The 22,041-nt window shown below is 72.8% G+C and carries 19 protein-coding genes; 8 read left to right on the forward strand and 11 right to left on the reverse strand.

What is annotated here, in order from left to right; all coding sequences use genetic code 11:
• Positions 1-12 precede the first annotated feature (12 nt).
• The 11 genes from ACZ561_RS33385 to ACZ561_RS33435 all read right to left on the reverse strand — a co-directional run bounded on the left by ACZ561_RS33385 (position 13) and on the right by ACZ561_RS33435 (position 13,644).
• A complete protein-coding gene (locus ACZ561_RS33385) occupies positions 13-1,170 on the reverse strand; it encodes a sensor histidine kinase (protein WP_471002355.1) in 1,158 nt (385 codons plus the stop codon).
• A 120-nt stretch (positions 1,171-1,290) separates the two neighbouring features.
• Positions 1,291-2,847, reverse strand: a complete 1,557-nt coding sequence (locus tag ACZ561_RS33390) for a SagB family peptide dehydrogenase (RefSeq protein ID WP_471002358.1) — start codon at positions 2,845-2,847, stop codon at positions 1,291-1,293.
• 33 nt (positions 2,848-2,880) lie between these two features.
• A complete protein-coding gene (locus tag ACZ561_RS33395; protein ID WP_471002361.1) occupies positions 2,881-5,163 on the reverse strand; it encodes a TOMM precursor leader peptide-binding protein in 2,283 nt (760 codons plus the stop codon).
• 61 nt (positions 5,164-5,224) lie between these two features.
• On the reverse strand, positions 5,225-5,365 hold the full coding sequence (locus ACZ561_RS33400) for a hypothetical protein (RefSeq protein ID WP_376433357.1): 141 nt from the start codon (positions 5,363-5,365) through the stop codon (positions 5,225-5,227).
• A gap of 122 nt (positions 5,366-5,487) precedes the next feature.
• Complete coding sequence (locus ACZ561_RS33405) at positions 5,488-6,756, reverse strand: sulfate adenylyltransferase subunit 1 (protein WP_471002571.1); 1,269 nt, start codon at positions 6,754-6,756, stop codon at positions 5,488-5,490.
• A gap of 89 nt (positions 6,757-6,845) precedes the next feature.
• Positions 6,846-7,817 carry a sulfate adenylyltransferase subunit CysD gene (gene cysD / locus ACZ561_RS33410; RefSeq protein ID WP_471002364.1) on the reverse strand — a complete coding sequence of 324 codons (972 nt, stop codon included), beginning with the start codon at positions 7,815-7,817 and terminating at the stop codon, positions 6,846-6,848.
• Entirely contained in the window at positions 7,814-8,443 is a 630-nt protein-coding gene (gene cysC / locus ACZ561_RS33415; protein ID WP_376433353.1) for an adenylyl-sulfate kinase, read from the reverse strand. The genes cysD and cysC overlap by 4 nt, the downstream gene beginning before the upstream one ends.
• Entirely contained in the window at positions 8,440-10,296 is a 1,857-nt protein-coding gene (locus tag ACZ561_RS33420; RefSeq protein ID WP_471002367.1) for a M20/M25/M40 family metallo-hydrolase, read from the reverse strand. The genes cysC and ACZ561_RS33420 overlap by 4 nt, the downstream gene beginning before the upstream one ends.
• A gap of 350 nt (positions 10,297-10,646) precedes the next feature.
• A complete protein-coding gene (locus ACZ561_RS33425; RefSeq protein ID WP_471002370.1) occupies positions 10,647-11,417 on the reverse strand; it encodes an SDR family NAD(P)-dependent oxidoreductase in 771 nt (256 codons plus the stop codon).
• Positions 11,414-12,526 carry a sulfotransferase gene (locus ACZ561_RS33430; protein ID WP_471002372.1) on the reverse strand — a complete coding sequence of 371 codons (1,113 nt, stop codon included), beginning with the start codon at positions 12,524-12,526 and terminating at the stop codon, positions 11,414-11,416. Before ACZ561_RS33430 ends, ACZ561_RS33425 begins: the two co-directional genes overlap by 4 nt.
• 224 nt (positions 12,527-12,750) lie before the next feature.
• A complete protein-coding gene (locus tag ACZ561_RS33435; RefSeq protein WP_471002375.1) occupies positions 12,751-13,644 on the reverse strand; it encodes a family 3 encapsulin nanocompartment shell protein in 894 nt (297 codons plus the stop codon).
• Positions 13,645-13,914: 270 nt separating this feature from the next.
• Here ACZ561_RS33435 and ACZ561_RS33440 point away from each other — a divergent pair, with 270 nt between their 5' ends.
• From ACZ561_RS33440 to ACZ561_RS33475, 8 genes are all read left to right on the forward strand, one after another.
• Entirely contained in the window at positions 13,915-14,934 is a 1,020-nt protein-coding gene (locus ACZ561_RS33440; protein WP_471002378.1) for a LysR family transcriptional regulator, read from the forward strand.
• A 136-nt stretch (positions 14,935-15,070) separates the two neighbouring features.
• On the forward strand, positions 15,071-15,253 hold the full coding sequence (locus ACZ561_RS33445) for a lysine biosynthesis protein LysW (RefSeq protein ID WP_471002381.1): 183 nt from the start codon (positions 15,071-15,073) through the stop codon (positions 15,251-15,253).
• 45 nt (positions 15,254-15,298) lie between these two features.
• Complete coding sequence (locus ACZ561_RS33450; protein ID WP_376433342.1) at positions 15,299-16,162, forward strand: RimK family alpha-L-glutamate ligase; 864 nt, start codon at positions 15,299-15,301, stop codon at positions 16,160-16,162.
• A complete protein-coding gene (argC, locus tag ACZ561_RS33455; protein WP_471002384.1) occupies positions 16,159-17,184 on the forward strand; it encodes an N-acetyl-gamma-glutamyl-phosphate reductase in 1,026 nt (341 codons plus the stop codon). The genes ACZ561_RS33450 and argC overlap by 4 nt, the downstream gene beginning before the upstream one ends.
• Positions 17,185-17,303: 119 nt before the next feature.
• Positions 17,304-18,233, forward strand: a complete 930-nt coding sequence (locus ACZ561_RS33460) for a transketolase (RefSeq protein ID WP_471002387.1) — start codon at positions 17,304-17,306, stop codon at positions 18,231-18,233.
• Entirely contained in the window at positions 18,230-19,198 is a 969-nt protein-coding gene (locus tag ACZ561_RS33465) for a transketolase family protein (RefSeq protein WP_471002390.1), read from the forward strand. Before ACZ561_RS33460 ends, ACZ561_RS33465 begins: the two co-directional genes overlap by 4 nt.
• Positions 19,195-20,838, forward strand: a complete 1,644-nt coding sequence (locus ACZ561_RS33470) for an AMP-binding protein (RefSeq protein ID WP_471002393.1) — start codon at positions 19,195-19,197, stop codon at positions 20,836-20,838. The genes ACZ561_RS33465 and ACZ561_RS33470 overlap by 4 nt, the downstream gene beginning before the upstream one ends.
• Entirely contained in the window at positions 20,835-21,980 is a 1,146-nt protein-coding gene (locus ACZ561_RS33475; RefSeq protein WP_471002396.1) for an acyl-CoA dehydrogenase family protein, read from the forward strand. The genes ACZ561_RS33470 and ACZ561_RS33475 overlap by 4 nt, the downstream gene beginning before the upstream one ends.
• Positions 21,981-22,041: the final 61 nt, after the last annotated feature.

The following is a 22,041-nucleotide window of genomic DNA, read 5'->3' on the forward strand; positions in this document are numbered from 1 at the left end:
GCGGGACACGCCCTAGCTCTCCGCCGCCTCGACGTCGGGGGTCTCCGCGGCGGCGCCGGCCGGCGGGGACGGGAGTTCCACGGTGAGTTCGAACCAGCCGTCCTCGCGGACACGGCTGGCGAGCCGGCCGCCCACGGACTCGGCGCGGATCGTGAGGCTGCGCAGACCCACCCCGCCGGTGGCGCCCTCGGCGTCGGGGCAGTGGGCGGAATCGCGGTCGCGCAGACCGTCGTTGGCGATGCGGAGGCGGGCGGTGCCGTCATGGACGCTCGCCTCCATCACGCAGTGCTGGGCCTTGCTGTGCCGCAGCAGATTGGTCACGCCTTCGCGCAGTACGGTCGCGAGGACGGTGTCCACGGAGCTGTGCAGGGGCTCCTGGGTGACCCGGATGTCGGTACGGATACCCACCGCGCGCAGCAGGGAGGCCGCGCTGTCCACCTCGCGGCTCAGGCTCATCTGGACGTAGCTGCTGGCCACGGAGCGGACGTCGGTCAGCGCCTGGCGGGCGGTCTGGACGATCTCCGTGATCTCCATCTCCGCGCGCTCCGGCGCCACCCGCACCAGCCGGTGGGCGAGTTCGCACTTGAGCGTGATGGTGGAGAGGCTGAAACCGAGCAGGTCGTGCAGGTCGCGGGCGAAGCGGAGCCGTTCCTGTGTCACGGCGAGGCGAACCAACTCCTCGCGAGCCGCCTGCACTTCGCGAATCAGACCGGAGAGCCGGCTGAGCCCGTAGACGACCAGACCGGTGAGGGCGGTGGCGACGGTGTTGTAGGCGAGCTGGCCCACTCCGTATCCCACGGCGAACTGGACGACGCCGGTCGCGGCGATGACGGCGGCGAAGGCGGTCCAGGCGAGTGCCGACCTCAGGACGAGCAGCGAGGACGCGGCGAGGAAGCCGGGCATGCCCAGCCAGGCGGCGCCGAACAGGGTGAACGGGGCGAAAGTGAGGACTGCCTGGAGGGCCAACGTACCCCTGCGGAAGCGGGCGGCCGCCGGTATCCAGTCCGGAAAGGAGTGGCTGAGCTGGAGGAAGAGCAGCATCAGCATGAGGACGCCGCACAGGGCGAGCTCTCCGCCTCCGAATCCTCCGCCGACGGCGTAGGTCAGCGCGACGGCGAAGAAACAGAGGATGACGACAATGGTGATGGTGCCGGCGACGCGCGGCGCCAAGTCACCTCCTTCGCTGGCCCGGTGGCTGCATATGTCTGAATCTGCGGTGCGGGACCATCGCACAGGGGCTCCCTACTCGACTGCGTTATCGCACGGGGTGTGCAGCATAGGCCGAGTAGGTTACGGACTGGGAGGTATCTCCGGTCGTGAACCTCTCGCGGCCAAACCGCCTGGCGCTACCGGAAGTTGGTGTTCCGCGGAGGGCGCCCCGGCTGGAAGCGCCGCCAGGACGAATTCGCCGACGCCCGATTCGGCGCGCCAGTCGAGACCGAAGGCGCGGGCCGAGATGGCGGTGTCGCCGAACGCCAGGGCGCAGGGCCCGATGCCCATGGCCGTGGAGACCAGGTAGAGCGTCTGCTGGAGCGCCCCGACCTCCTTGAGCAGCACGCTGTAGGCGCTGCCCGGGTAGGCGGTGCTCATACGGCGGAATCGTGCCGTCATGCTGATCAGGACGGGTGGTTCCTGGCTCAGCCCCGCGTTGGTGCCCGCTTCGCCCAACAGCGCGTCCACCAGAATCGGTTCGGTGCCGAGGGGGAAGAGGGTGTGTCCGTCCGGATCGTAGTGATAGGCCCCGCGCGGAAGTTCGGCGGAGCCGGCCACCGTGACGTACAGCTCCAGCGGGTACACCGAGCCTGCGCTCGGGTACGGGCGTCCGGCGGTCGGCCGGGCCCGGGCGGAGCGGTAGAGCAGCTCCCCCAGCTGGGACAGGGACAGCGGCAGTCCGCCGTCGGTCCGGACGGAGCGGCGGGATTCGAGGACGGTGGTCAGCCGGGGGTCCCGGGCGAGGACGAGGTCGAGGTCGGGAACCGGCAACGCCAAGGGCGCGCGACCGGGTGCCGGGTGTTCCCGCGCGGTCGTGCCGTCCTTGACGTCGAGGCCGAGCTGCTCGTCGTGCAGGCCCGGCCTGCTGCGGTTGTGCAGCATCAGCTCGCGCGGTGACCAGTGCTCCAGAGCGGGATCCCGGTCCTCGGCGAAGGTGACGGCGTACGAGCCCCGGTCCTCCGCTCCGGTGGCGTGGCCGTCGGCGCGCCCCCCGGGCGTCCCGGGCACGAGCATCCCGGCCGCCTCCAGATAGCCGACAGCGGTGCGCACCACGTCGACCGGAACGTCGAGGAGCCGGGCCGTGTCGAGGACCGAGGTGGGGCGTACGTAGCAGCTGACCAGCCACATCGCCTGCGGGGTGTGCAGCAGCACCCGGTGGGTGCTCAGCGGCGATTCGAGGATCATGTCCTGGGACCCGACGCGCAGGGTGGCGAACCGGGACAGCCGGTGGACGGCGTCCAGCGGCGGCCTGGCGGGGGCGAAGCGGGCCTCGCGCACGATCGGCACGACCGCGAGCTGTTCGGTGCCGTCGGACAGGGCGAGGGTACGGATCACGGCGTGGCGCACCGACTCGAGGGTGGCCCGGAGTGCGGCGCGGCGCGGGTCGCCGGGGAGGGACCCGGCGTCGCTGAAGCCGGGCAGGACGTTGTCCAGCGACACCGGGCCGTACGTCATGCGTTCCAGGGCGCGGGAGATCACCGGGTCGGTGAACGGCAGCCGGATCTCGTCCCAGCGGGTGCTGACGAGGCCGGTCCGGGGATCGTCCGCCGCAGTCTCCACCGTGGTGTCCTCGCGGAGCGACCACAGTTCGATCAGTCGGGTTTCCCGCGGGGCGGGTGGGGCGGATGACTTCATGGCCGGGACCTCACGGATGGCGCGCGACGGGTGTTACAGGAAGAGCGGGACCGGGTTGAGGTCCTCGTAGCGGGTGGGGGTGGCCAGCCGGCCCAGGCGTACCGGGACGTCGTACAGCCGGCCGGGGGCGAAGCGGGTCCAGAAGGTGCGCAGTCCGGGCACGATCACCTTGACGACGGGCAGGCCGATGTCGGCCCGGGTCTGGTCGAGGACCAGGAGTTCGCTGCCGAGACCGCGGGCGAGCTGCGCCGCCGCGGCCACGTCGTCGGCCAGGTCGGCGCGCGGCGTGTACGGGAAGTCGGCGGGGGTGCGGTCCGGTCTTCCCGACGGGAGCAGATAGGGCTGGTTCGCGGTGGTGGCGGATCTCCACCAGTTCAGTGCGGCGGAGTCGTCACAGGTGTAACCGGCGCCGTCCGCGGTCACGTTGACGACGGGCGGCAGCATCTGGTTGACCTCGGCCACGGCTCTTCGCAGCGCCACCCGGGGGTCGAAGTGGGCGCCGAATCCGAGGGTGATGTCCTCGGCGGGCTTGTCGGTGCGCCGGGAGAGCGCGGCGAAGACGGGGACGCCGAGGTCGCTGGTGAGATCGAGGACCCAGAGCTCGCGGTCCAGGTCGGCGTGGGCGGCCCGGGTCTTCTCGATCCAGGGGTCTGCGAAGGAGGTGAGGTCCACGCCGGGCTGGCGGGTGCGGTTGTACCACCACAGGGCCACGGCATCGCGTTCGACGAGCTCCAGGAAGCCCTGGACGATGGCGTCCTCGCGGGAGCTGCCGGCCGCCGTGCCGTTGGAGTGGGCGGAGAAGAAGCCGGTGGGGCAGGGCGCGTCGTAGTAGAGCATCGAGGTCGGCAGCAGCCGGTGGCGGTCCTCGGTGAGCGACCAGACCGGGGTCCAGTCGACCGGGGTGTCCTCGTCGAAGGGCACGACGATCCGGTGCGCCGGGCCGTGCTCGGCGTTCCAGGCGGCCCGGTCGGGGAACTGACGGGGGTGGAACAGCTGGACCGTGTCGGGGTGGACGGCGCGGTCGGCGACCTCGCGGTAGGTGGCGCGGAGGGTGGGTTCGTCGCCCTGCCGGTAGCCGCTGTGGCGCTCGACGGCCTCGCAGAGGGCGCTGACCCGGGCCTGCAGCGGGGTGGTGCCCTTCCCGGAGCTGTGGCTGCGCAGACCGGCGCGGACCGCGGCGAGTCCGGTGGGCGAGGTGGCCGGGTTGTGGCCCGAGTGGAAGCAGTTGAGGAAGCCGGGGTCGCGCCGGTCGCGGCGTACCTCCTTGACCACGCCGGTCAGTTCGTCCACCAGGTGGCCGTAGGTCTCCAGCATCTCCTCGGGGGTCAGGGACCGCTCACCGGTGCCGGTGCCGGTGCCGGACTTGGGCCGGCTGACCGGCCGGACCGGTGCCCAGATACGGCGGGCGGTGATCTCGGGGTCGCCGCAGGACGGGCACTGGGGGCGGCGGCGTACGGGATGGTGGCGGCCGGCCAGGGTCAGGGTGTCCATCGTCCACAGGGCGTTCTGGCCGGAGTGGCGATGTCCCGCCATCCACTTGACCGCTTCGAGGCAGGCCAGGTGGAGACCGACGGCGCGGCCCGCGGCGAGACCGGAGGGCGGCACGCTGACGGGGCGTCCGAGGGCCTGTCCCAGATAGGTCTCGGCGGGGCGGTTGCGGCGCAGGGGTTCGGCCAGGCAGTGCCAGCACGGCCCGTCGTCCGGCTGGAACACCGGGCCGATCCAGGGCTGTTCGCCCGTCAGCCGGACGGGCAGCCAGGGGGTGCCATGGGCGCGGTAGGTGGCGTCGAGTTCGGCGAGCGCGGGGTCGAGGTAGCTGTCGCAGAGGACGACGGCCAGACCGGGGGGTTCGTCGTCGGTGTCGGCGCGGTGGATGCGCAGGCCGGCCGCGGCCAGCGCGGCGAGCAGTTCCTCGGTGCCCGCGCCCGCCTCCGTGCCGCGGCCGAGGCCGGCGACGGCCGCGCTGCCGGTGCGGCGGGCGGCTTCGCCGCCGTCCACTCCGGCCAGTTCCCAGAACGCCTCGCCCGAGCCGGCGGTGGCCGTGTCCGGCGCCCGGTGGGACAGCAGTCCGGAGCCGAGGAGCCGGGTGACGACCTGGCGTACCTGGTCGGCGGGGAGGGAGCCGGCGGCGTCGGCGATCAGACGGTCGAGGGTGCGGGTGCCGTCGAGCAGCGGGGCGAGAGCGGTGACGCAGGATCCTCGCAGCGCGGTCACTCCACGCTCGGATATGAGGAACACGCCCTCTCCGGGGACGACTTCGGCCTTCAGATGAGGCTTGAACCCGAGTCCGGTCGTGGTGCCCTGGCGGTGTGCCACCGTGTTTCCCCCTGTCTGGTGTGCGGCCTGCGGTCGGTGGTGTGCGTCGAGGTGCGGGCGGTTACTCCGCGACCGAGTCGCCCATCCAGCAGATGCACGTACCGGGCTGGTACGGCTCGGTGGCCATGGCGCCGAAGTCCTCTATGACCAGGTCCTCGGTGACCGGGGTGACGGTGACGGGGGTGGCGACGGTGAGGTTCATGTCGGCCCTTCCTGGAGTCGTTGACCTGCTGACGGGGAAGAGTCTGCTGGGCGCCGGGAAGGGCCGACAGTGCCTGTGTCACCGGGCCGACATGAAGTTCTCATGGTCATCTCGCGATGGCGTCACACCCCTTCCGCGGAGCTCGGCCCGTCCGCCATCGCGGCAGTGAGGGTGCTGCCGTCGGAGGGGTCGATGAGCAGGAACGAGCCGGTGCGGCGGAAGTCCGCGTAGCCGTCCAGGGCGAGCGGCTCCGCGGTGCGGACGACGATCCGGCCGATGTCGTTGACGCCGAGGGTGTCGGGCCCCGGGCGTTCGGAGAGGTCCTGGAGGTCGAGCCGCGAGGTGATCTCCACGACCACGGCCCGTACGGTGCGGGTGGTGTGCCGCAGCAGGACCTGCCGGCCGGCGTGGAGGGGCTGCTCGCCGAGATGGCAGACGGTGGCGGTCAGCAGCCGGACGGCGCGGGGCGCGGCGGCGGCCGGGGCCAGCAGGTCGCCCCGGGCGATGTCCAGCTCGTCGGTCAGCCGGACCGTCACCGACTGGGGCGCCCAGGCGGTGTCGGTGACGGTGCCGTCCAGGGTGTCGATGGCCGCGATCGTGCTCACCGCGCCGGACGGCAGCGCGGTGACCCGGTCGCCGACCCGCAGCACACCGGAGGTGATCTGCCCCGCGTAGCCGCGGTAGTCGCGGTGTGCGGCGGTGTTCGGCCGGATGACGTACTGCACCGGCAGCCGGGCGGACTCGGTACGGGGATCGGCGCCCACCGGGACCGACTCCAGGTGCTCGAGCACTGTGGGCCCCGCGTACCAGTCCATGCGCTCCGAGGGGCGTACGACGTTGTCGCCGGCCAGCGCCGAGATCGGGATGGCGGTCACCCGCTCGACGCCGAGGGCGGCGGCGCAGTCGGAGAACTCGGCGGCGGTGCTGGCGAACACCTCCTCCGAGCAGCCCACCAGGTCCATCTTGTTGACCACGAGGGTGACGTGGCGGATCCGCAGCAGGGCGGCGACGGCGAGGTGGCGGCGGGTCTGCTCGACGACGCCGTTACGGGCGTCGACGAGGACGAGGGCGAGGTCGGCGGTGGAGGCGCCGGTGACCATGTTGCGGGTGTACTGCACATGGCCGGGGGTGTCGGCGAGGATGAACCGGCGGCGGGCGGTGGCGAAGTAGCGGTAGGCCACGTCGATGGTGATGCCCTGTTCGCGCTCGGCGCGCAGTCCGTCGGTCAGCAGGGCCAGGTCGGGCGCCTCCTGGCCGCGCTTGAGGGACGCGGCCTCGACGGCCTCCAGCTGGTCGGCGAGGACCGACTTGGAGTCGTGCAGGAGACGTCCCACCAGGGTGGACTTGCCGTCGTCGACGGAGCCGGCGGTGGCGAACCGCAGCGTGTCCACCGCCCTGTGCGGGTCGGCGGTGTGCTGGTCGGCGGCGTATGAACCGGTCGGGTACGGCGCGGTGTTCGGAGCTTCGGTGAGGTTCACGGCTAGAAGTACCCTTCGCGTTTGCGGTCTTCCATGGCGGCTTCCGAGAGTTTGTCGTCGGCGCGGGTCGCGCCGCGTTCGGTGAGCCGGGAGGCGGCGATCTCGGCGATCACGGACTCGACGGTGGCGGCGGTGGACTCCACGGCTCCGGTGCAGGACATGTCGCCGACCGTGCGGTAGCGGACGAGCCGGGTCTCCAGGTGCTCGTCGGCGCGCGGGCCGCCCCAGTCGCCGGGGGCCAGCCACATGCCGTCGCGGGCGAAGACCTCGCGGTGGTGGGCGTAGTAGATCTCCGGCAGGGCGATCTTCTCGCGCTGGATGTACTGCCAGACGTCGAGCTCGGTCCAGTTGGAGAGCGGGAAGACCCGGACGTGCTCGCCGGGGGCGTGGCGGCCGTTGTACAGCGACCACAGCTCGGGGCGCTGGCGGCGGGGGTCCCAGGCACCGAACTCGTCGCGCAGCGAGAACACCCGCTCCTTGGCGCGGGCCTTCTCCTCGTCCCGACGGCCGCCGCCGAACACCGCGTCGTAGCGGCCGGTGGCGATGGCGTCGAGCAGGGGCACGGTCTGCAGCGGGTTACGGGTGCCGTCCGGGCGCTCGCGCAGCCGGCCGTCGTCGATGAAGTCCTGCACCCGGGCGACGTGCAGCCGGAGGCCGTGCTCTGCGACCACGCGGTCGCGGTAGTCGAGGACCTCGGGGAAGTTGTGCCCCGTGTCGACGTGCAGCAGGGAGAAGGGCAGCGGCGCGGGCGCGAAGGCCTTGAGCGCCAGGTGGAGCATGACGATGGAGTCCTTGCCGCCGGAGAAGAGGATCACCGGCCGCTCGAACTCACCCGCCACCTCCCGGAAGATGTGGACGGCCTCGGACTCGACGGCGTCGAGGTGGGAGAGTCCGAAGGCGTCGCCGGTCCGGACGGGGGGCAGCGACGGGGCGGCGAACGTGGTGACGGCCGAGGTGACGGTCGTGGCGGTCATGCGGCACTCCTCTCCTTCTCGTCCGCGCCGGCGAGCAGTCCCCGCCGGGTGAGCAGATCGAGCAGCTCCTGGGCGGACTCGGCGACGCTCTGGGTGTGCGAGGCGATCCTCAGATCGGGTGCGGCCGGCTCCTCGTACGGGTCGTCCACCCCGGTCAGACCGCTGATCTCGCCCGCCGCCTGCCGGGCGTACAGGCCCTTGACGTCCCGGCGGGCGCAGACCGACAGCGGGGCGGCGACATGGACCTCCAGGAAGTCGGTGCCGCTCTCCCGGTGCCAGGAGCGCACCGTGTCGCGGGACTCGGCGTAGGGGGCGATCACCGGGACGAGGACGGTCACACCGTTGCGGGCGAGCACCTGGGCGACCCGGCCGATGCGTTCGACGTTGTCGATCCGGTCGGCGCGGGAGAAGCCGAGGCCGGCCGAGAACGTCCGGCGCAGCTCGTCGCCGTCGAGGACCTCCACGCGTCTGCCGTGCGCGCGCAGCAGTTCGGCGGTGGCGTACGCGAGGGTGGTCTTGCCCGCGCTGGGCAGACCGGTCAGCCAGAGGGTCGAGCCGGGGTAGCAGGTGCAGTGGACGACGGGGGCCGCGCGGTCGTGCCCGGGGGCGGCCGTCAGGACGGTCACAGCAAGCTCCATTCTCGGACCGCGGCGGCCAGCAGGCGCTGGGCCCGCCGGAACTCGTCCGCGTGCAGGTGTTCGTCGGGGGTGTGGTCGAGCTTCGCGTCACCGGGGCCGTAGGCGACCATGGGGACGTCGTGCCAGGTGGTGGCGAGCGTGTTCATGTCGCTGCTGCCCTTCTTCATCAGGTACCGAGGGGTGATCCCCTCCGCCCTGAAGGCCCGCTGGAAGGCCTTGACCAGCGGACTGGTGCGTCCGGTGGACACTCCGGGGGTGGCCCGCAGGATGTCGATCCGCACGGGGGCGGTCGCCAGCGCGCACAGCGCGTCCACGGTCGTCTCCACGTCCAGCCCCGGGGGTACGCGGACGTCCACGACGGCCTCGCCGACCTGCGCGTCGCCCTGGTTGAGGGCTCGTACGCCGAGCACGGCGGTCAGTGCGTCCGGGTGCAGTCCGGCCACCGTCCCCGGGACCTTGGCGAGCACCTCGACCATCCGGTCGCCCGCGGTACGGACGCCCTCGCCGGCCGTGTGCCCGGTGGGCTCCTCCACGCCGTACCGGACCTTGACCAGGCCGTAGTAGCCGAGGGTGAGGGCCTCGGCGCCGCTGGGCTCGCCCACGACGACCGCGTCGGCCGGGTAGGCGTCGCGGACGTGGAAGGCGCCGGCGCCGGTGATCTCCTCCTCGACGGCGCCGATCACCCGTACCTCGACGCCCTCGGGCGGGTCGAAGTCGGCGAGGGTCTGGAGGTAGGTCACCAGACTGCCCTTGGCGTCCACGGAGCCGCGCCCGGACAGCACCTCACCGTCCCAGCGGACGGGCCAGCGGTGCGGAACGGTGTCCAGGTGACCGAGCATCAGCAGCCGCCGGGAGCCCGATCCCTTGGTGGCCACCAGGTTGTTCGCGGCGTCGATCTCCGCCTTGATGCCGCGCTCCGCGCACCATTCGGCGAGGAACTCGGCGATCTCCCGCTCGTCGCGCGAGACGGAGGACAGCTCCACCGTGCGGGCGAGCAGATCGAGGTCGGGGGCGGGGGCGGGGGCCCGCCAGAACCAGGTGGCGCCGGCGGCGGACAGCGTGTGCGGCCCGGTGATGGCGGTGTCGGAGGTCCCCTTGAGGGCGATCTCGGCGGCCCTGACCTTCTGGCGCATCCGGCCCTTGGCGTAGCGCCGGCCCTCGCCCTCGGTGAGGTGGCGCAGGCTGCTGGTGGGGTCGGCCGGGTCGGTGAGCAGCCCGGCGGTGCCGGTGACCAGCCGCAGATGGTCGGCGTCCAGGGCCAGCGCGGCCTCGGCGGCGAGCACGTCGGCGTCCACGTTGAGCGCCGTACCTCCGTCGGCGTCGCCGACCGGCGGGGAGAGGCAGACGACGTCGAAGGTGGCGAGCAGGCCGTTGAGCCTGGGGACGTCCACGGAGCTGACGGTGCCCGCGCGGTGGTCGCGGATCACCCGGGTCCTGCCGTCCTCCTGCACGCGCAGCGGGCCGTTGACGGTGGCCTTGACGAGCGCGCCGGTGCGGGCGACCGCCGCGAAGACGGAGAGTCCACGCCTGGTCAGCTCCTCCTCCACCAGGGGCAGGGTGACCTCCTCGTACGCGGCGACGATGTGCCGCATCTCCTCCGGCGGGCAGTAGCGGATCTCGTCGCCGTTGCGGGAGAGCAGGGTGCGGACTTCGCGGCCGGTGCGCCGGTAGTGCTCCCGGATGCCGGCCGCTCCCCCGGCGATGACGAGCAGGCGCGCGCCGCGCCGGTTGAGTTCGAGCAGTTCGTCGAAGACCTGACTGTGGAGCAAGGTGGCGCTGCCCAGTTTGACCACGTAGAGCGCGGCCTCGCGTGAGCTGGCGACTTCCCCGAGGGCTGGCATGTACGGAACTCCTTCGGCTGGTGGGAGGGCGGACGGTCCTGGGGCGGGGGGAGGCGGGCGGGCTGAGGGCTGACGGGACGACAGGGGCGGCCGGGGTGAGGGGGCCTGTGTGGCCGGTGAGGCTCCTGGCCGCGGCGGCCGGCGGGTTGTCCGGGCTGCTCGGCAGGGCGGCCGGGCGGGGCTGTCTGGCCGGGTGGGGCCGGCGGGTTTGTCCGGCCGGGCAGGCGCCCGCAGGCTGCTCGGCCGGGGCGGCCGGGTGAGGGGGGCGGGATTGTCCGGGTTGCTCGGCCGGGGCGGCCGGGTGAGGGCGGCGGGATTGTCCGGGCTGCTCGGCCGGGGCGGGGCGGGTGTCAGCCGATCCCGCGGGTGTTGCCGCCGTCCGCGACCAGCACGGCGCCGGTGACGAACCCGGCCTGTTCGCCGGCGAGGAAGGCGACCAGGGCGCCCAGGTCCTCGGCCCGGCCGATCCGGCCCAGCGGGATCCCGGCGGCGACCTCGGCCAGGCGTTCCTCGACCTCGTCGCCGTACTGCACGTCGAGGATCGGGGTGCGGTGGAAGCCCGGCGCCAGAACGTTCACCGTCACCCCGGCCGGGCCGAAGGCGTGCACGAGGCCCTTGGCGAAGCCGAGGACGCCGAGCCGGGCCACCGAGGACAGTCCGCTGCCCGGATGGGGCTGGCGCACCGACTCGGAGGTGATCATGACGATCCGGCCCCAACCGGCGTGCCGCAGATAGGGCGCGGCGGCCAGCGAGATCGACACATGGGGCAGCAGGTTGGCGTTGACGGCCTCCCGGTACTCGGCGACATCGAAGTCCTCCACGGGGCCGAAAGGCACCCCGCCGGAGTTGGTGACGACCACGTGCAGCGCGCCGAACTCCGTGGCGGTGCGGCGCACCCAGCCGGCGGCGGCGTCCTCGTCGCCCAGATCGACGACCGTGCTCAGCACCCGCCCCGTACCGCAGGCGTCCACCTCCTTGTGGGCACGGGCCAGCCGCTCGGGGTCACGGCCGCAGATCGACACGTCGGCGCCCTCGGTGGCCAGGACGCGGGCCACGGCGAGGCCGATTCCGCTGCTGGACGCCGCGACCAGGGCGGAGCGTCCGGAGAGACCCAGGTTCACGAGGCCTCACCTCGCGAGGGCGGTCCCGAGGTCCGCGAGGCAGGCCGCCCGGTCGGTCCTGAGCTCCTGCCGGAGCCCTGGCCGGTGCCCGCGCGAGAGCCGGAGCCGGCGCCCGTACGAGTGCCCGAGCCCGAGCCGGCGCCCTTGCCGGAGCCCGAGCCCGCGGCCGCGGTCCGGGCGGGCCGGACCGGGGCGAGCGGGTAGCCGTAGCGGGAGAGCAGCGGTGCGGCCGCCGCCGTGGCCGCCACGATGTCGGTGCCGGGCAGTGCGGTGCGCCAGCGCTCGTCGGGGCGGATCTGGGTGACGCCGCGGCGCAGTCGGTCGGGATTGCCGGTGACGGTGTGGTTGGCGCCGAGCGGGATCCGGCCGGATGCGTCCACCGGGGATTCGTCGTCGAGGCCCGCGAAGCGCAGGACGCGGGTCGTCACCTCGCGGGGGTCGCGGGCCAGGTCCTCGTGGCGGATGCGCAGATAGCGCTCGCCCGCCGTCCGGCCGACCAGTTCGGAGGCGAGGTTGAAGGCGGTCCAGTAGCCGCTGCTGCGGGCCGGGGACATGGGGTCGATGTAGTCCTTGGCGCTGCGGTAGGACAGCGCGGTGGCCCGCGGGTCCCGCACGATGTGCAGCACCCGGACGTCCAGGTCGGTGCGGCCCAGGAGCGCGGCCGCCTCCGCCGGATACTTGGATCCGTCCACGATCAGGCGGTCGCCGCCGAGGGCGGCCACCTGCCGGTAGACGGAGGCCGAGTGGTCGAGTAGCTCCGTCACGCCGGGGGCGGTCGGGCGCTCGCCACGGGCCTCGGCGAGCCGGGCGGGGGTGTGCCGGGTGCGCAGCAGCGCCTGCTGGAGCGTGGCCATCCGGTGCGCGGTGTGATCGGCGGACCCCTCGGGCAGGGCCGCGAGGATGCCGGCCCAGAGCGGGCACTCGCGAAGCGGACTGCCGCAGCCGCAGCTGGAGTTGGTGCCGGCGCCGAGGACGCCGTTGCGCCAGAGGTAGTACAGCTCTCCGACGTGCCGGACGCCGGGGATCTCGTTGAGGACGTTGCCGAGCAGGGTGCTGCCGCTGCGCATCCATCCGGTGATGTAGAGGACGCGCGGGGAGGGGCCTGTCATGGTGGTGGGGGTCCCTTCGTGGTGCCACCGACACGGTCGGACACGGATCGGGCGCGCGGGCCCGACGTCATCGGGCGCGGGCCTGACGCGGTCGGGCGCGGGCCCGAAGTCATCCGGCGCGGGCCGACGTCATCGGGCGCGGGCCTGACACGGTCGGGCGTGCCTGACGTGGTCTGGTCGCCCCGGACGCGGTCGTCGCGGGTCGGTCGCGGGGTCGGTCCGCGTCAGTCGCGGGTCAGCAGCAGGAAGTGCTGCGGCAGGTGGACGGCGAGACCGATCCGGCTGGTCGCCTCGATGGCGTCGGAACCGTCCGGACCCCCACCGCGGCGCAGCGCCAGGGAGGCCACCCCCGGGACGAGCAGGGTGACGGCGGCCCGGAAGTCGCCGAGGAGGATCTGGCCGCGCGGGATCATGCGGGTGCGCGAGACGGTGATGCCGGCCGCTCCCAGCTGGCCGAGGACACCGGCACGGACCAACTCCCAGTACGTGAACGGGTGGACGACGATCCCGTCGCAGGAGCCGCCCGTCTCCTCGACCTCGGCGGCAGCCTCGGTGATGGCGGCGTACACGTCCTCGCCGAGCGTGCCGCGGCGGATCTCCGGAAGGTTCAGCAGGCCGCTGATCGCCTTGTCGGCGCTGCCGTGCAGCAGCGTCTCGTTCTCGACGACGGAGAGCCGGACGAGCACGCGGTAGTCGACGAAGGACGCGAGCAGCGCCGGCTGGTCCAGAAGCCCGGCGGGCAGCGGCACGCGCACCGTCAGATCGGTGAGCTCGGCCTGCTCGAGGCGGGGGGCGAAGGCGCCCTCGGGGGTGGCCTGGTACGAGGTGCCGGCGGCGGCCAGCCGCGCGGCCGGCGGCTCGTGCACGAAGGTGACCGGCGCGTCGGCGACCGACGCCGTCTTCAGCAGGTGCCGCACGGCGTACCGCGGGCGGGTCGCGAACAGCGGGAAGACGGCCGGGAGATGGGCGCGGAAGGGCACCTCGTGGTCCTGGTCCGGGCCGGCGGCGCGCACCGACCAGGCGAACTCCTCACCCGGGCTGCGGGTGGTGAGGGCCGGGTCGGCGAGCTGTATCTGGACTCCCTGCTGCACGGCGGAACCGGCGGTGGCTGCCAGCATGACGTCTCCTCGGGTGTTCGGTGAAATGTTCGGTCGGCCATTCACATTAGGCACCCGACAGCATTTCGAGGGAGAAAGTCGATGGCTTGTATTTATGGCTCGAATAAGGGGCGTTGATTCCGGCCACGGACCCCTTCTTGAGCGCTACACACCCGTCACATGAAGATGTCACATCCGGTCCGTGACCGCATCCATGGCGCCGTCGAAACCGCCGACCCTAGGCTGAGCCGCAGACTTCACGGAACGCCCTTCGACGATGTGGGTGGGAGAATGCATCACGACTTGCAGATAAACAGGCTGAGGACTCTGGTGGCCGTCGTCGAACTCGGCGGTTTCCGGAGGGCGGCGGAGTCACTGCACATCACCCAGCCCGCCGTCAGCCAGCAGATACGCCAGCTGAGCGGTCTCATCCGGAGCCCGGTGTTCGCCTCCACGGGACGCAATCTGCGGCTCAGTCCGCGGGGCGAGGAGCTCCTGAGGTACGCCCGCCGGATGGTGGCCCTCAACGACGAGGCCGTCGACCGCTTCATCCCGCAGGCGGGCCAGCTCATGCTCTCGATCGGGGTGTCGAGCCAGCTCGCGGAGGTGCTGCCCGAGTTCCTCCGGCTGCTGAACCGGGGGATGCCCCAGGCCCAGCTGAGCGTACGGACCGGGGCGAGCGAGGAACTGGCGACCCAGCTGGCCGGCGGTCAGCTCGACGCGGCGCTGCTGCTCCAGGCCGATCCGCCCGCCTCCGGCACGGACTGCCGGGAGCTGGGAAGGATGCGCATGGCCTGGTTCGGGCGGCCGGCCCACGGCGAACGGGGCGCACTGCCCCTGGCGCTCTTCCCCGAGCCCTGCACGCTCCGGGGCCGGGTCCGCGAGGTCCTCGACGCCTCGGGCATCGAGTGGCGGGTGGCGTACGAGAGCAGCGAGCTGATCGGACTGAGATCGGCCGCCAAGGCGGGCCTCGGGATGACCTGCCTGGTCGCCAACGGGGACGAGCTGTGGGGCCTGACCCCGTCCGTACGCCCCGGGCTTCCGGATCCGCCCGAGCCGGTGCCGGTGACGATGGCGCTGGCTCCGGGAGGTGTGCCGGAGGGCTTCACCGCCATCGCGGAGAAGGCATTCCGCCAGGCCCTCCGGGGCTATCCCCTCACCTCGGAAACGCCCTCGGAAACGCCCGCCGGCGCCGCAGCCGGCCCGACGTCCGCACCGGCCACCGCACCGGCCACCGCACCGGCCACCGCCCCGGCCCCGGACCCCTCCGACTCCGCCGGCGCTCCCGTGCTCGCGACCGCCGTGGCCTGACGGCCCCTTCACGCCCATAAGCACTCGCCCTCGTTCCGATCAGATCATGCGTCGGAGCACCACGGAATAGTGCGCCGCGACGGCACTACAGTAATTTCCGATTCGCCAACTCCACGGAAGAATTGAGGAAATCACCATGCAGGAAACCCTTGTCGCCCCCGAATGCCCTGAGTGCGACGCCGAGGTGTCGCTGGGAGCTGATGCCCGGGTGAGCGAAATAGTCGAGTGCCCGGAATGCCGGCTGGAGCTGGAGATCGAGTCCGTCGAGCCGCCGCGACTTCTGCTCGCCCCCGAGGTCGAGGAGGACTGGGGCGAGTAACGGGCCCGGCCATCCCGACGAGAAGACGAGAAGGAGATTTCCCTGATGAGCTCTGCGGCAGCGCGACTCGGTGTCCTCGCCTCCCGGGTCCGGTTCGAGGAGAAGAACATCCTGACCGCGCTGGAGAGGCGCGGCGTCGCCTGTGAACAGATCGACCCCCGCGCTCTGTCGGTCCGGGCCGGAACGCCCTGGGACGGCCCGCAGATCGTGCTCAACCGCGAAGTGGGTCACTACCGTGCCCTGTACGCGGCTTCCGCACTGGAGTCGGCGGGCGTGACGGTGCTCAACAGTGCCGCCGCCACGGCCGTCTGCGGGGACAAGTGGCAGACCTCGGCGGCCCTGGTCGCCCGGGGCCTGCCGACCCCGGAGACCACGCTCGCCCTGACCCCGGACGCGGCCCTGAAGGCCCTGGAGGAACTGGGCTACCCCGCGGTGATCAAGCCCCTGGTCGGTTCCTGGGGGCGGCTCGTCACCCGGGTCACCGACCGGGCGATGGCCGAGGCGGTGCTCGAGCACCTCGCGGCCCTGCCCTCCCCGCAGTCGCACATCGTCTACGTCCAGCGCGAGGTCGCCAAGGCGGACCGGGACATCCGGGTCCTGGTCGTCGGAGGCCGGGCGGTCGGGGCCACCTACCGCCGGAGCGAGGACTGGCGCACCAACGTCGCCCGCGGCGCGGTCAGCGAGCGCTGCCCGCTCGAAGCGGATCTCACCGAGCTCGCGGTCGCGGCGGCGGAGACCGTCGGCGCCTGTGTGGCGGGGGTCGACCTCCTGGAGGAGCCGGGCGGCCGGCTCACCGTCCTGGAGGTCAACGACCGGGTCGAGTTCCGCGGCCTGCAGTCGACCTACGGAACCGACCTCGATGTGGCGGACACCATCGCCGCCCTCCTGACAGCAAAGGCAGAGTCATGATCCGCGCGGCAGTGCTGGGAGCGGCCGGCTACATCGGCGGGGAGCTGCTGCGGCTGCTCGTCAACCATCCCCAGGTCGACCTGGCGGCCGCCACCTCGCGCACCCTCCAGGGACGTCAGATCGACGGCGTCCACCCCAATCTGCGCGGTCGCACCCGGCTGACGTTCTCGTCCGAGGACCAACTCCCCCGCGTCGACGTGCTGTTCCTGGCGACCCCGCACCGCGAGACGATGCAGCGGATGCCGGAATTCCTCACCAAGGCGAATGTCGTCATCGACCTGTCCGGCGACTTCCGGCTCGGCGACCCCGAGGTGTACGAGGACTACTACGGCACCCCGCACTCGGCCCCCGAGCTGATCGGCACCTTCGTCCAGGGGCTTCCGGAGCTGCACCGCGAGCGACTGCGCACCGCGGACCGGATCTCCGTGCCGGGCTGCATGGCCGCCGCCGGCATCCTCTCCCTCGTCCCGCTGGCCGAGGCCGGGCTCATCACGGGCGATGTCACGGTCGACGCCAGGACGGGCTCCAGCGGCTCGGGAGCCAAGGCGGGCGCGGAGAACCTTCACGCCGAACGCAGCGGCGCCCTCCGGGTGTTCGCCCCGACCCGGCATCGGCACGAGGCGGAGATCGCCCAGGCCACCGGGCACACCGTCCGGATGTCGGCGACCGGTGTCGAAGCGGTCCGCGGCGTCCAGCTGCTGAGCCGGGCGACCCTGGCCGACGGAGTCGACGAGCGCGCCATCCGCTCCGCCTACCGGAGCCGCTACGCCGACGAGCCGTTCATGCGGATCGTCGCCGCCCGGCGCGGGATGCACCGCTTCCCCGACGCCAAGATCCTCTCCGGTTCCAACTTCTGCGACGTCGGGTTCGCCCTGGACCGGGGCGCGGCGACCGTCACCGTGATCGCGGCGCTGGACAACCTCGTCAAGGGCGGTGCGGGCAACGCGGTGCAGTGCATGAACGTGCGCTTCGGGGAGCCCGAGACGCGCGGCCTCGAGTTCACCGGCCTGCACCCCAACTGACCTTCACCCCCGCGCCCTCGGCCGCCTCACCTCGGCAGCCCCGCGCCCTCGGCCGCCTCACCTCGGCAGCCCCGCCCCACCCATCAGCCGCCTCACGTACCAGCCGAAAGGACCCAGGCATGAGCAGCCCGCCTCTGCTGCGGGGCGCCCCCGCCCGCACCGATCTCACCGGCACCGGCCTCGACGAGCGCCGCCCGGACGCACCCGGCCCCGACGCGGCTGAGCTCGCCGACATCACCGGCCGGATCAGGGAGCACATCGTCGCCATGTGCGCCGGCCCCGAGGGCGGCCACCTGGGCGGGTCGATGTCGCTCGTCGAGATCCTGTCCGTCCTGTACTTCCGGGTGATGCGGCACGACCCCCGCTTCCCCGGCCTGCCCGAGCGCGACGTCCTGCTGCTGAGCAAGGGGCACGGCGGTATCGCCCTGTTCGCGACGCTCTGCGAGGCCGGCTACTTCCCGGCCGAGGACCTCGACGAGTACGCCAGGCCCGGCAGCCACCTGATGGCCCATCCGCACCCCGAGATCGCCGGCGTGGAGATCGCCTCCGGCTCGCTCGGCCACGGTCTCGCCCTCGGCGTCGGCTACGCACTGGCCAACCGCCTCGACGGCTCGGCCCGCCGCTGCTTCGTGGTGATGGGCGACGGCGAGCTCCAGGAGGGCTCGGTCTGGGAGGCCGCCTCGGTCGCCTCCGCACACCGGCTGAACAGCCTCACCGCGATCGTCGACCGCAACGGTCTCCAGATCACCGGCGGCACCGAGTCCGTCAACTCCCTCGAGCCGCTGGCCGATCGCTGGCGGGCCTTCGGCTGGCGCGTCGTCGAGGCCGACGGCCACGACGCGGAGGCACTGACAGACGCGCTGACGCTGCCCGCGGACCTGGACAGGCCCACCGTGATCATCGCCCACACCGTCAAGGGCAAGGGCGTGCCCTTCATCGAGGGCCAGGCCAAGAGCCACTACGCCCGACTGAGCGGACGGCAGCACCAGCGGGCGCTCAACGCGGTCCGCGCCTCGGCGGGCACCCCGGCGGGCGGTGACCGTCGATGACCACGGCCCCCGCCCCCGCTCCGGCCCGTGCCGCCCGTGAGGTCTACCGCGACACGGTCGCCGAACTGCTCCCCGGCGAGCCGCGGCTGGTCGTCCTGGACAGCGACACCGGACTGTTCGGCGGGGTGGACTTCGGTTCCGCCGCCGACCGCTACCTCAACCTCGGCATCGCCGAGCACACCCTGATGGGCACGGCCGCCGGCCTCGCCCGGGAGGGCCGTATCCCGCTGGTCAACACCATGGCGGCGTTCGCCTCCTCCCGCGCGGTGGAGGCCGTGAAGATCGACATCGCGATGGGCAACCTTCCGGTGCTGATCGCGGCCACCCACTCCGGGGTGTCGGCCGGGCATCTCGGCCCGACCCACCACGCCCTGGAGGACCTCGCGGTGATGCGGGCGCTGCCCCACATGACCGTGGTGGTCCCGGGCGACGCGGCGAGTACGGGGGACCTGCTGCGCCAGGCGCTCACGCTGGGCGGCCCGGTCTACTTCCGGCTCGGCCGGGGCGCCACCCCCGATCTGCCCGCCGGTCCGCCGGTGCGGCTCGGCAAGGCCCAGCAGCTGCGGCACGGTACGGACGTCACGCTGGCGGCCTGCGGGCCGTACCCGACGCTCGCCGCCCTGGAGGCGGCCGACCTGCTGGAGTCCGAGGGCATCACGGCGAACGTGCTGCACCTGCACACCGTCAAGCCGCTGGACACCCCGGCGCTGCTGAGCTCGCTCGGTGTGCGCGACACGGTGATCACCGTGGAGGAGCACTGGAGTTCCGGCGGCTTCGGCTCGGCGGTCGCCGAGGCGCTCAGCGCCGTACGCCCGGTGCGGGTGCACCGGATGGCGCTGCCGGACGAGTTCGTCCCCGTCGCCGGGAGCCAGCGCTTTCTGCTCGAACGGGGCGGGGTCAGCGCGCGGGCGATCGCCGAGCGTGCCCGCGCCTCGCTCGATTCACGCCGTGGGGGCATCCGTTGACCGCCGCCGACACCTACCGCGCCGCCGGCTGGTGGCGGGACGAGACCGTCCTGCACGATCTGCGCCGCTGGGCCCGTGAGCAGCCGGACAAGCCGGCTCTGGTCTGTTACCAGGGTGCCGATCAGGAGACCCTGACCTATGCCGAGCTGGCCCGGCGGGTCGACCGGCTCGCGGTCGGTCTGCTCCGCCTCGGGGTCCGCCGCGGTGATGTGGTGACCCTGCAGATACCCAACTCCTGGGAGCTGGTGGCGCTCTGCCTGGCCGCCGCCCGGGTCGGCGCGATCGCGGGTCCGGTGGTTCCGGTGATGCGGCGGCGCGAGGTGGAGTTCATGACCCGGCTCACCGCGAGCCCGGTCTACATCGCCGCCGCCGAGGTGCGCGGCTTCTCCTACGGGGAGATGAGCGCCGAGATCGCCGGGGCCGTGCCGACCCTGCGCCACCGGGTGCTGCTCGGCGCCGGGACCGGTGACATCGAGGCCGGCGCGCTGGACTTCGTACGCGATCTGTACGAGCCCGAGCCGGACCCGGAGCTGCTCGCCTCCCTCGACACGATCGAGGCCGGGCCGGACGACGCCGCCCAGATCATGTTCACCTCCGGGACCACCGGCGAGCCCAAGGGTGTGCTGCACAGCCACAACACCCTGTACTCGATGAACAAGGCGCAGGCCGACGTGCTCGGTCTGACCGGGTCCGAGGTCACCGCGATGGGGTCGCCGACCACCCATCAGGCCGGGTTCACCTGGAACTTCGTGATGCCGCTGCTGCTCGGCGCGACCGCCGTGCAGGTGGACCGCTGGGATCCGCGGCAGATGCTGCGGACGCTTCAGGAGCAGCGGGTGACCTTCTTCATGGGCGCCCCGACCTTCCTCTCCGACCTGATCCACACCCAGCGCGAGACGCCCCACGACCTGTCGGCGCTGCGCAGCTTCGCCACCGGCAGCGCGCCGATAGCGCCGCTGCTCGTGGAGGACGCGCGCGAGGTGCTCGGGTGCCGGGTGTACGCGCTGTGGGGCATGACGGAGAACGGCTGTGTCACCGTCACCCGCCCCGAGCAGCCGCCACTGCGCGCCGCCGAGAGCGACGGCACCACCGTGCCCGGCATGCAGGTGCGGATCGTCGGCAAGGACGGCGAGCCGGTGGCGCCGGGCACCGCCGGACATCTCCAGGTGCGCGGGTCCGCCCAGTGCCTGGGCTACTTCCGGCGCCAGGACGTGTACGACGCCTCGCTGACCGCGGACGGCTGGTTCGACACGGGTGATCTCGCCCGGGCCGACGGCCACGGCGGCATACGGATCACGGGCCGGGTCAAGGACGTGATCATGCGGGGCGCCGAGAACATCCCGGTCGTGGAGGTCGAGGCGGCCCTGCTGCGCCACCCCGTGGTCAGGGACGTCGCCGTGGTCGGCTACCCGGACCAGCGGCTCGGCGAGCGCGCCTGCGCGTTCCTCGTGACCACCGGCGCCGCCGCCCCCGACCTGGAGGGCGTGCGCAGCCACCTCGCCGGGCTCGGCATGGCGCGTACGTACTGGCCCGAGCGGCTGGAACTGGTGCCGGCGCTGCCGAGGACGCCCTCCGGAAAGATCCAGAAATTCGCTCTGCGGGACCGGCTCCGGGCCCAGGAAGGACGCACGGCCTCATGAACTACGCCTTCACCGCGCTCCAGGACGAACTGGCCAAGCGCATAGAGGAGTTCGCCGGGGAGAAGATCGCCCCGTACCGTCAAGAGAACGACCGGCGCGGCGCGTACCGCCCGGGGTTGATCGAGGACATGGCCGCGGCCGGCCTGTTCGCGCTGCGGGTGCCCGAGGAGTACGGCGGGCAGGGGCTCGACGCGGTCAGCGCGGGCATCGCGCTCGAGAAGCTGGCGGCGGCCGATCTGTCCGTGTGCTTCCCCGTGCTCAACGCCGCGCTCATCGGCGGCGTCCTGGCCGCCAACGGGAGCCCGGAACAACTGGAGCGCTGGCTGCCGCCGATCGCCCGCGGCGAGGCCGTGGTCGCGCTCGCGCTGACGGAGGCCGGGCACGGGACGGACGCGGCGGGCATCGAGATGCGCGCCGAGCCCGACGGCGGCGGCTGGCTGCTCTCCGGCGAGAAGACCTCGATCATGGTCACCGCGTACGCCACCCACGCGCTGGTCTTCGCCCGGACGGGCGGCGAGGGCGCGCACGGCATCAGCGCGTTCTACACCCGGCTCGACGGCGACCGGGTCCGCAAGGAGACGCTGACCGACCTCGGCTGCCGTTCCGGCGGACGCGGCCGGATCGTCTTCGACGGTCTGCGGGTCGGGCCCGAGGACCTGGTCGGGACGCCCGGCGGGGGCTTCGGCGCGGTGATGCGCGGCTTCGGGGTCTCCCGGGCGTACATCGCGCTGATGGCGATCGCCGTCGGGGACGCCGCCCTCGCGGAGGCGTACACGCACGCGACCGGGCGCACCGCCTTCGGGCAGCCGATCAGCCGCTTCCAGTCGGTGGTGTTCCCGCTCGTCGAGCACACCACGCTGCTGCACGCGGCCCGGCTGGTCTCCTTCGAGGCGCTGTGGAAGGCGGACCGGGGCGAGGATCCCCGTATCCCGTCGAACATGGCCAAGTGGTGGGCGCCGAAGGCGGCCGTGGAGGCGGTGCACCAGGCGCTGCTGACCATGGGCCACCAGGGGTGGAGCGAGGACGGCCCGGTCGCCCAGCGGCTGCGTGACGTCATCGGCCTCCAGCTCGCGGACGGCACCGCGGCGGCCACCAAGCTGACCGTGGCGCGGATGCTGCTCGGCAAGGAGTACGCGCCGTGACCGCCCCGGTGGCCGAGAGTCCGGTCGGCGCGTTACGGCCGGCGGACGCCGTACGGTCCGT

The organism is Streptomyces sp. NPDC039609 (assembly GCF_055596705.1).

Bases quoted from the DNA above. Each gene is read 5' to 3' on its own strand.
- ACZ561_RS33390 (WP_471002358.1), bottom strand. From the start codon at position 2,847: ATGAAGTCATCCGCCCCACCCGCCCCGCGGGAAACCCGACTGATCGAA.
- ACZ561_RS33400 (WP_376433357.1), bottom strand. From the start codon at position 5,365: ATGAACCTCACCGTCGCCACCCCCGTCACCGTCACCCCGGTCACCGAG.
- cysD (WP_471002364.1), bottom strand. From the start codon at position 7,817: ATGACCGCCACGACCGTCACCTCGGCCGTCACCACGTTCGCCGCCCCG.
- ACZ561_RS33420 (WP_471002367.1), bottom strand. From the start codon at position 10,296: ATGCCAGCCCTCGGGGAAGTCGCCAGCTCACGCGAGGCCGCGCTCTAC.
- ACZ561_RS33430 (WP_471002372.1), bottom strand. From the start codon at position 12,526: ATGACAGGCCCCTCCCCGCGCGTCCTCTACATCACCGGATGGATGCGC.
- ACZ561_RS33435 (WP_471002375.1), bottom strand. From the start codon at position 13,644: ATGCTGGCAGCCACCGCCGGTTCCGCCGTGCAGCAGGGAGTCCAGATA.
- ACZ561_RS33440 (WP_471002378.1), top strand. From the start codon at position 13,915: ATGCATCACGACTTGCAGATAAACAGGCTGAGGACTCTGGTGGCCGTC.
- ACZ561_RS33445 (WP_471002381.1), top strand. From the start codon at position 15,071: ATGCAGGAAACCCTTGTCGCCCCCGAATGCCCTGAGTGCGACGCCGAG.
- ACZ561_RS33450 (WP_376433342.1), top strand. From the start codon at position 15,299: ATGAGCTCTGCGGCAGCGCGACTCGGTGTCCTCGCCTCCCGGGTCCGG.
- argC (WP_471002384.1), top strand. From the start codon at position 16,159: ATGATCCGCGCGGCAGTGCTGGGAGCGGCCGGCTACATCGGCGGGGAG.
- ACZ561_RS33460 (WP_471002387.1), top strand. From the start codon at position 17,304: ATGAGCAGCCCGCCTCTGCTGCGGGGCGCCCCCGCCCGCACCGATCTC.
- ACZ561_RS33465 (WP_471002390.1), top strand. From the start codon at position 18,230: ATGACCACGGCCCCCGCCCCCGCTCCGGCCCGTGCCGCCCGTGAGGTC.
- ACZ561_RS33475 (WP_471002396.1), top strand. From the start codon at position 20,835: ATGAACTACGCCTTCACCGCGCTCCAGGACGAACTGGCCAAGCGCATA.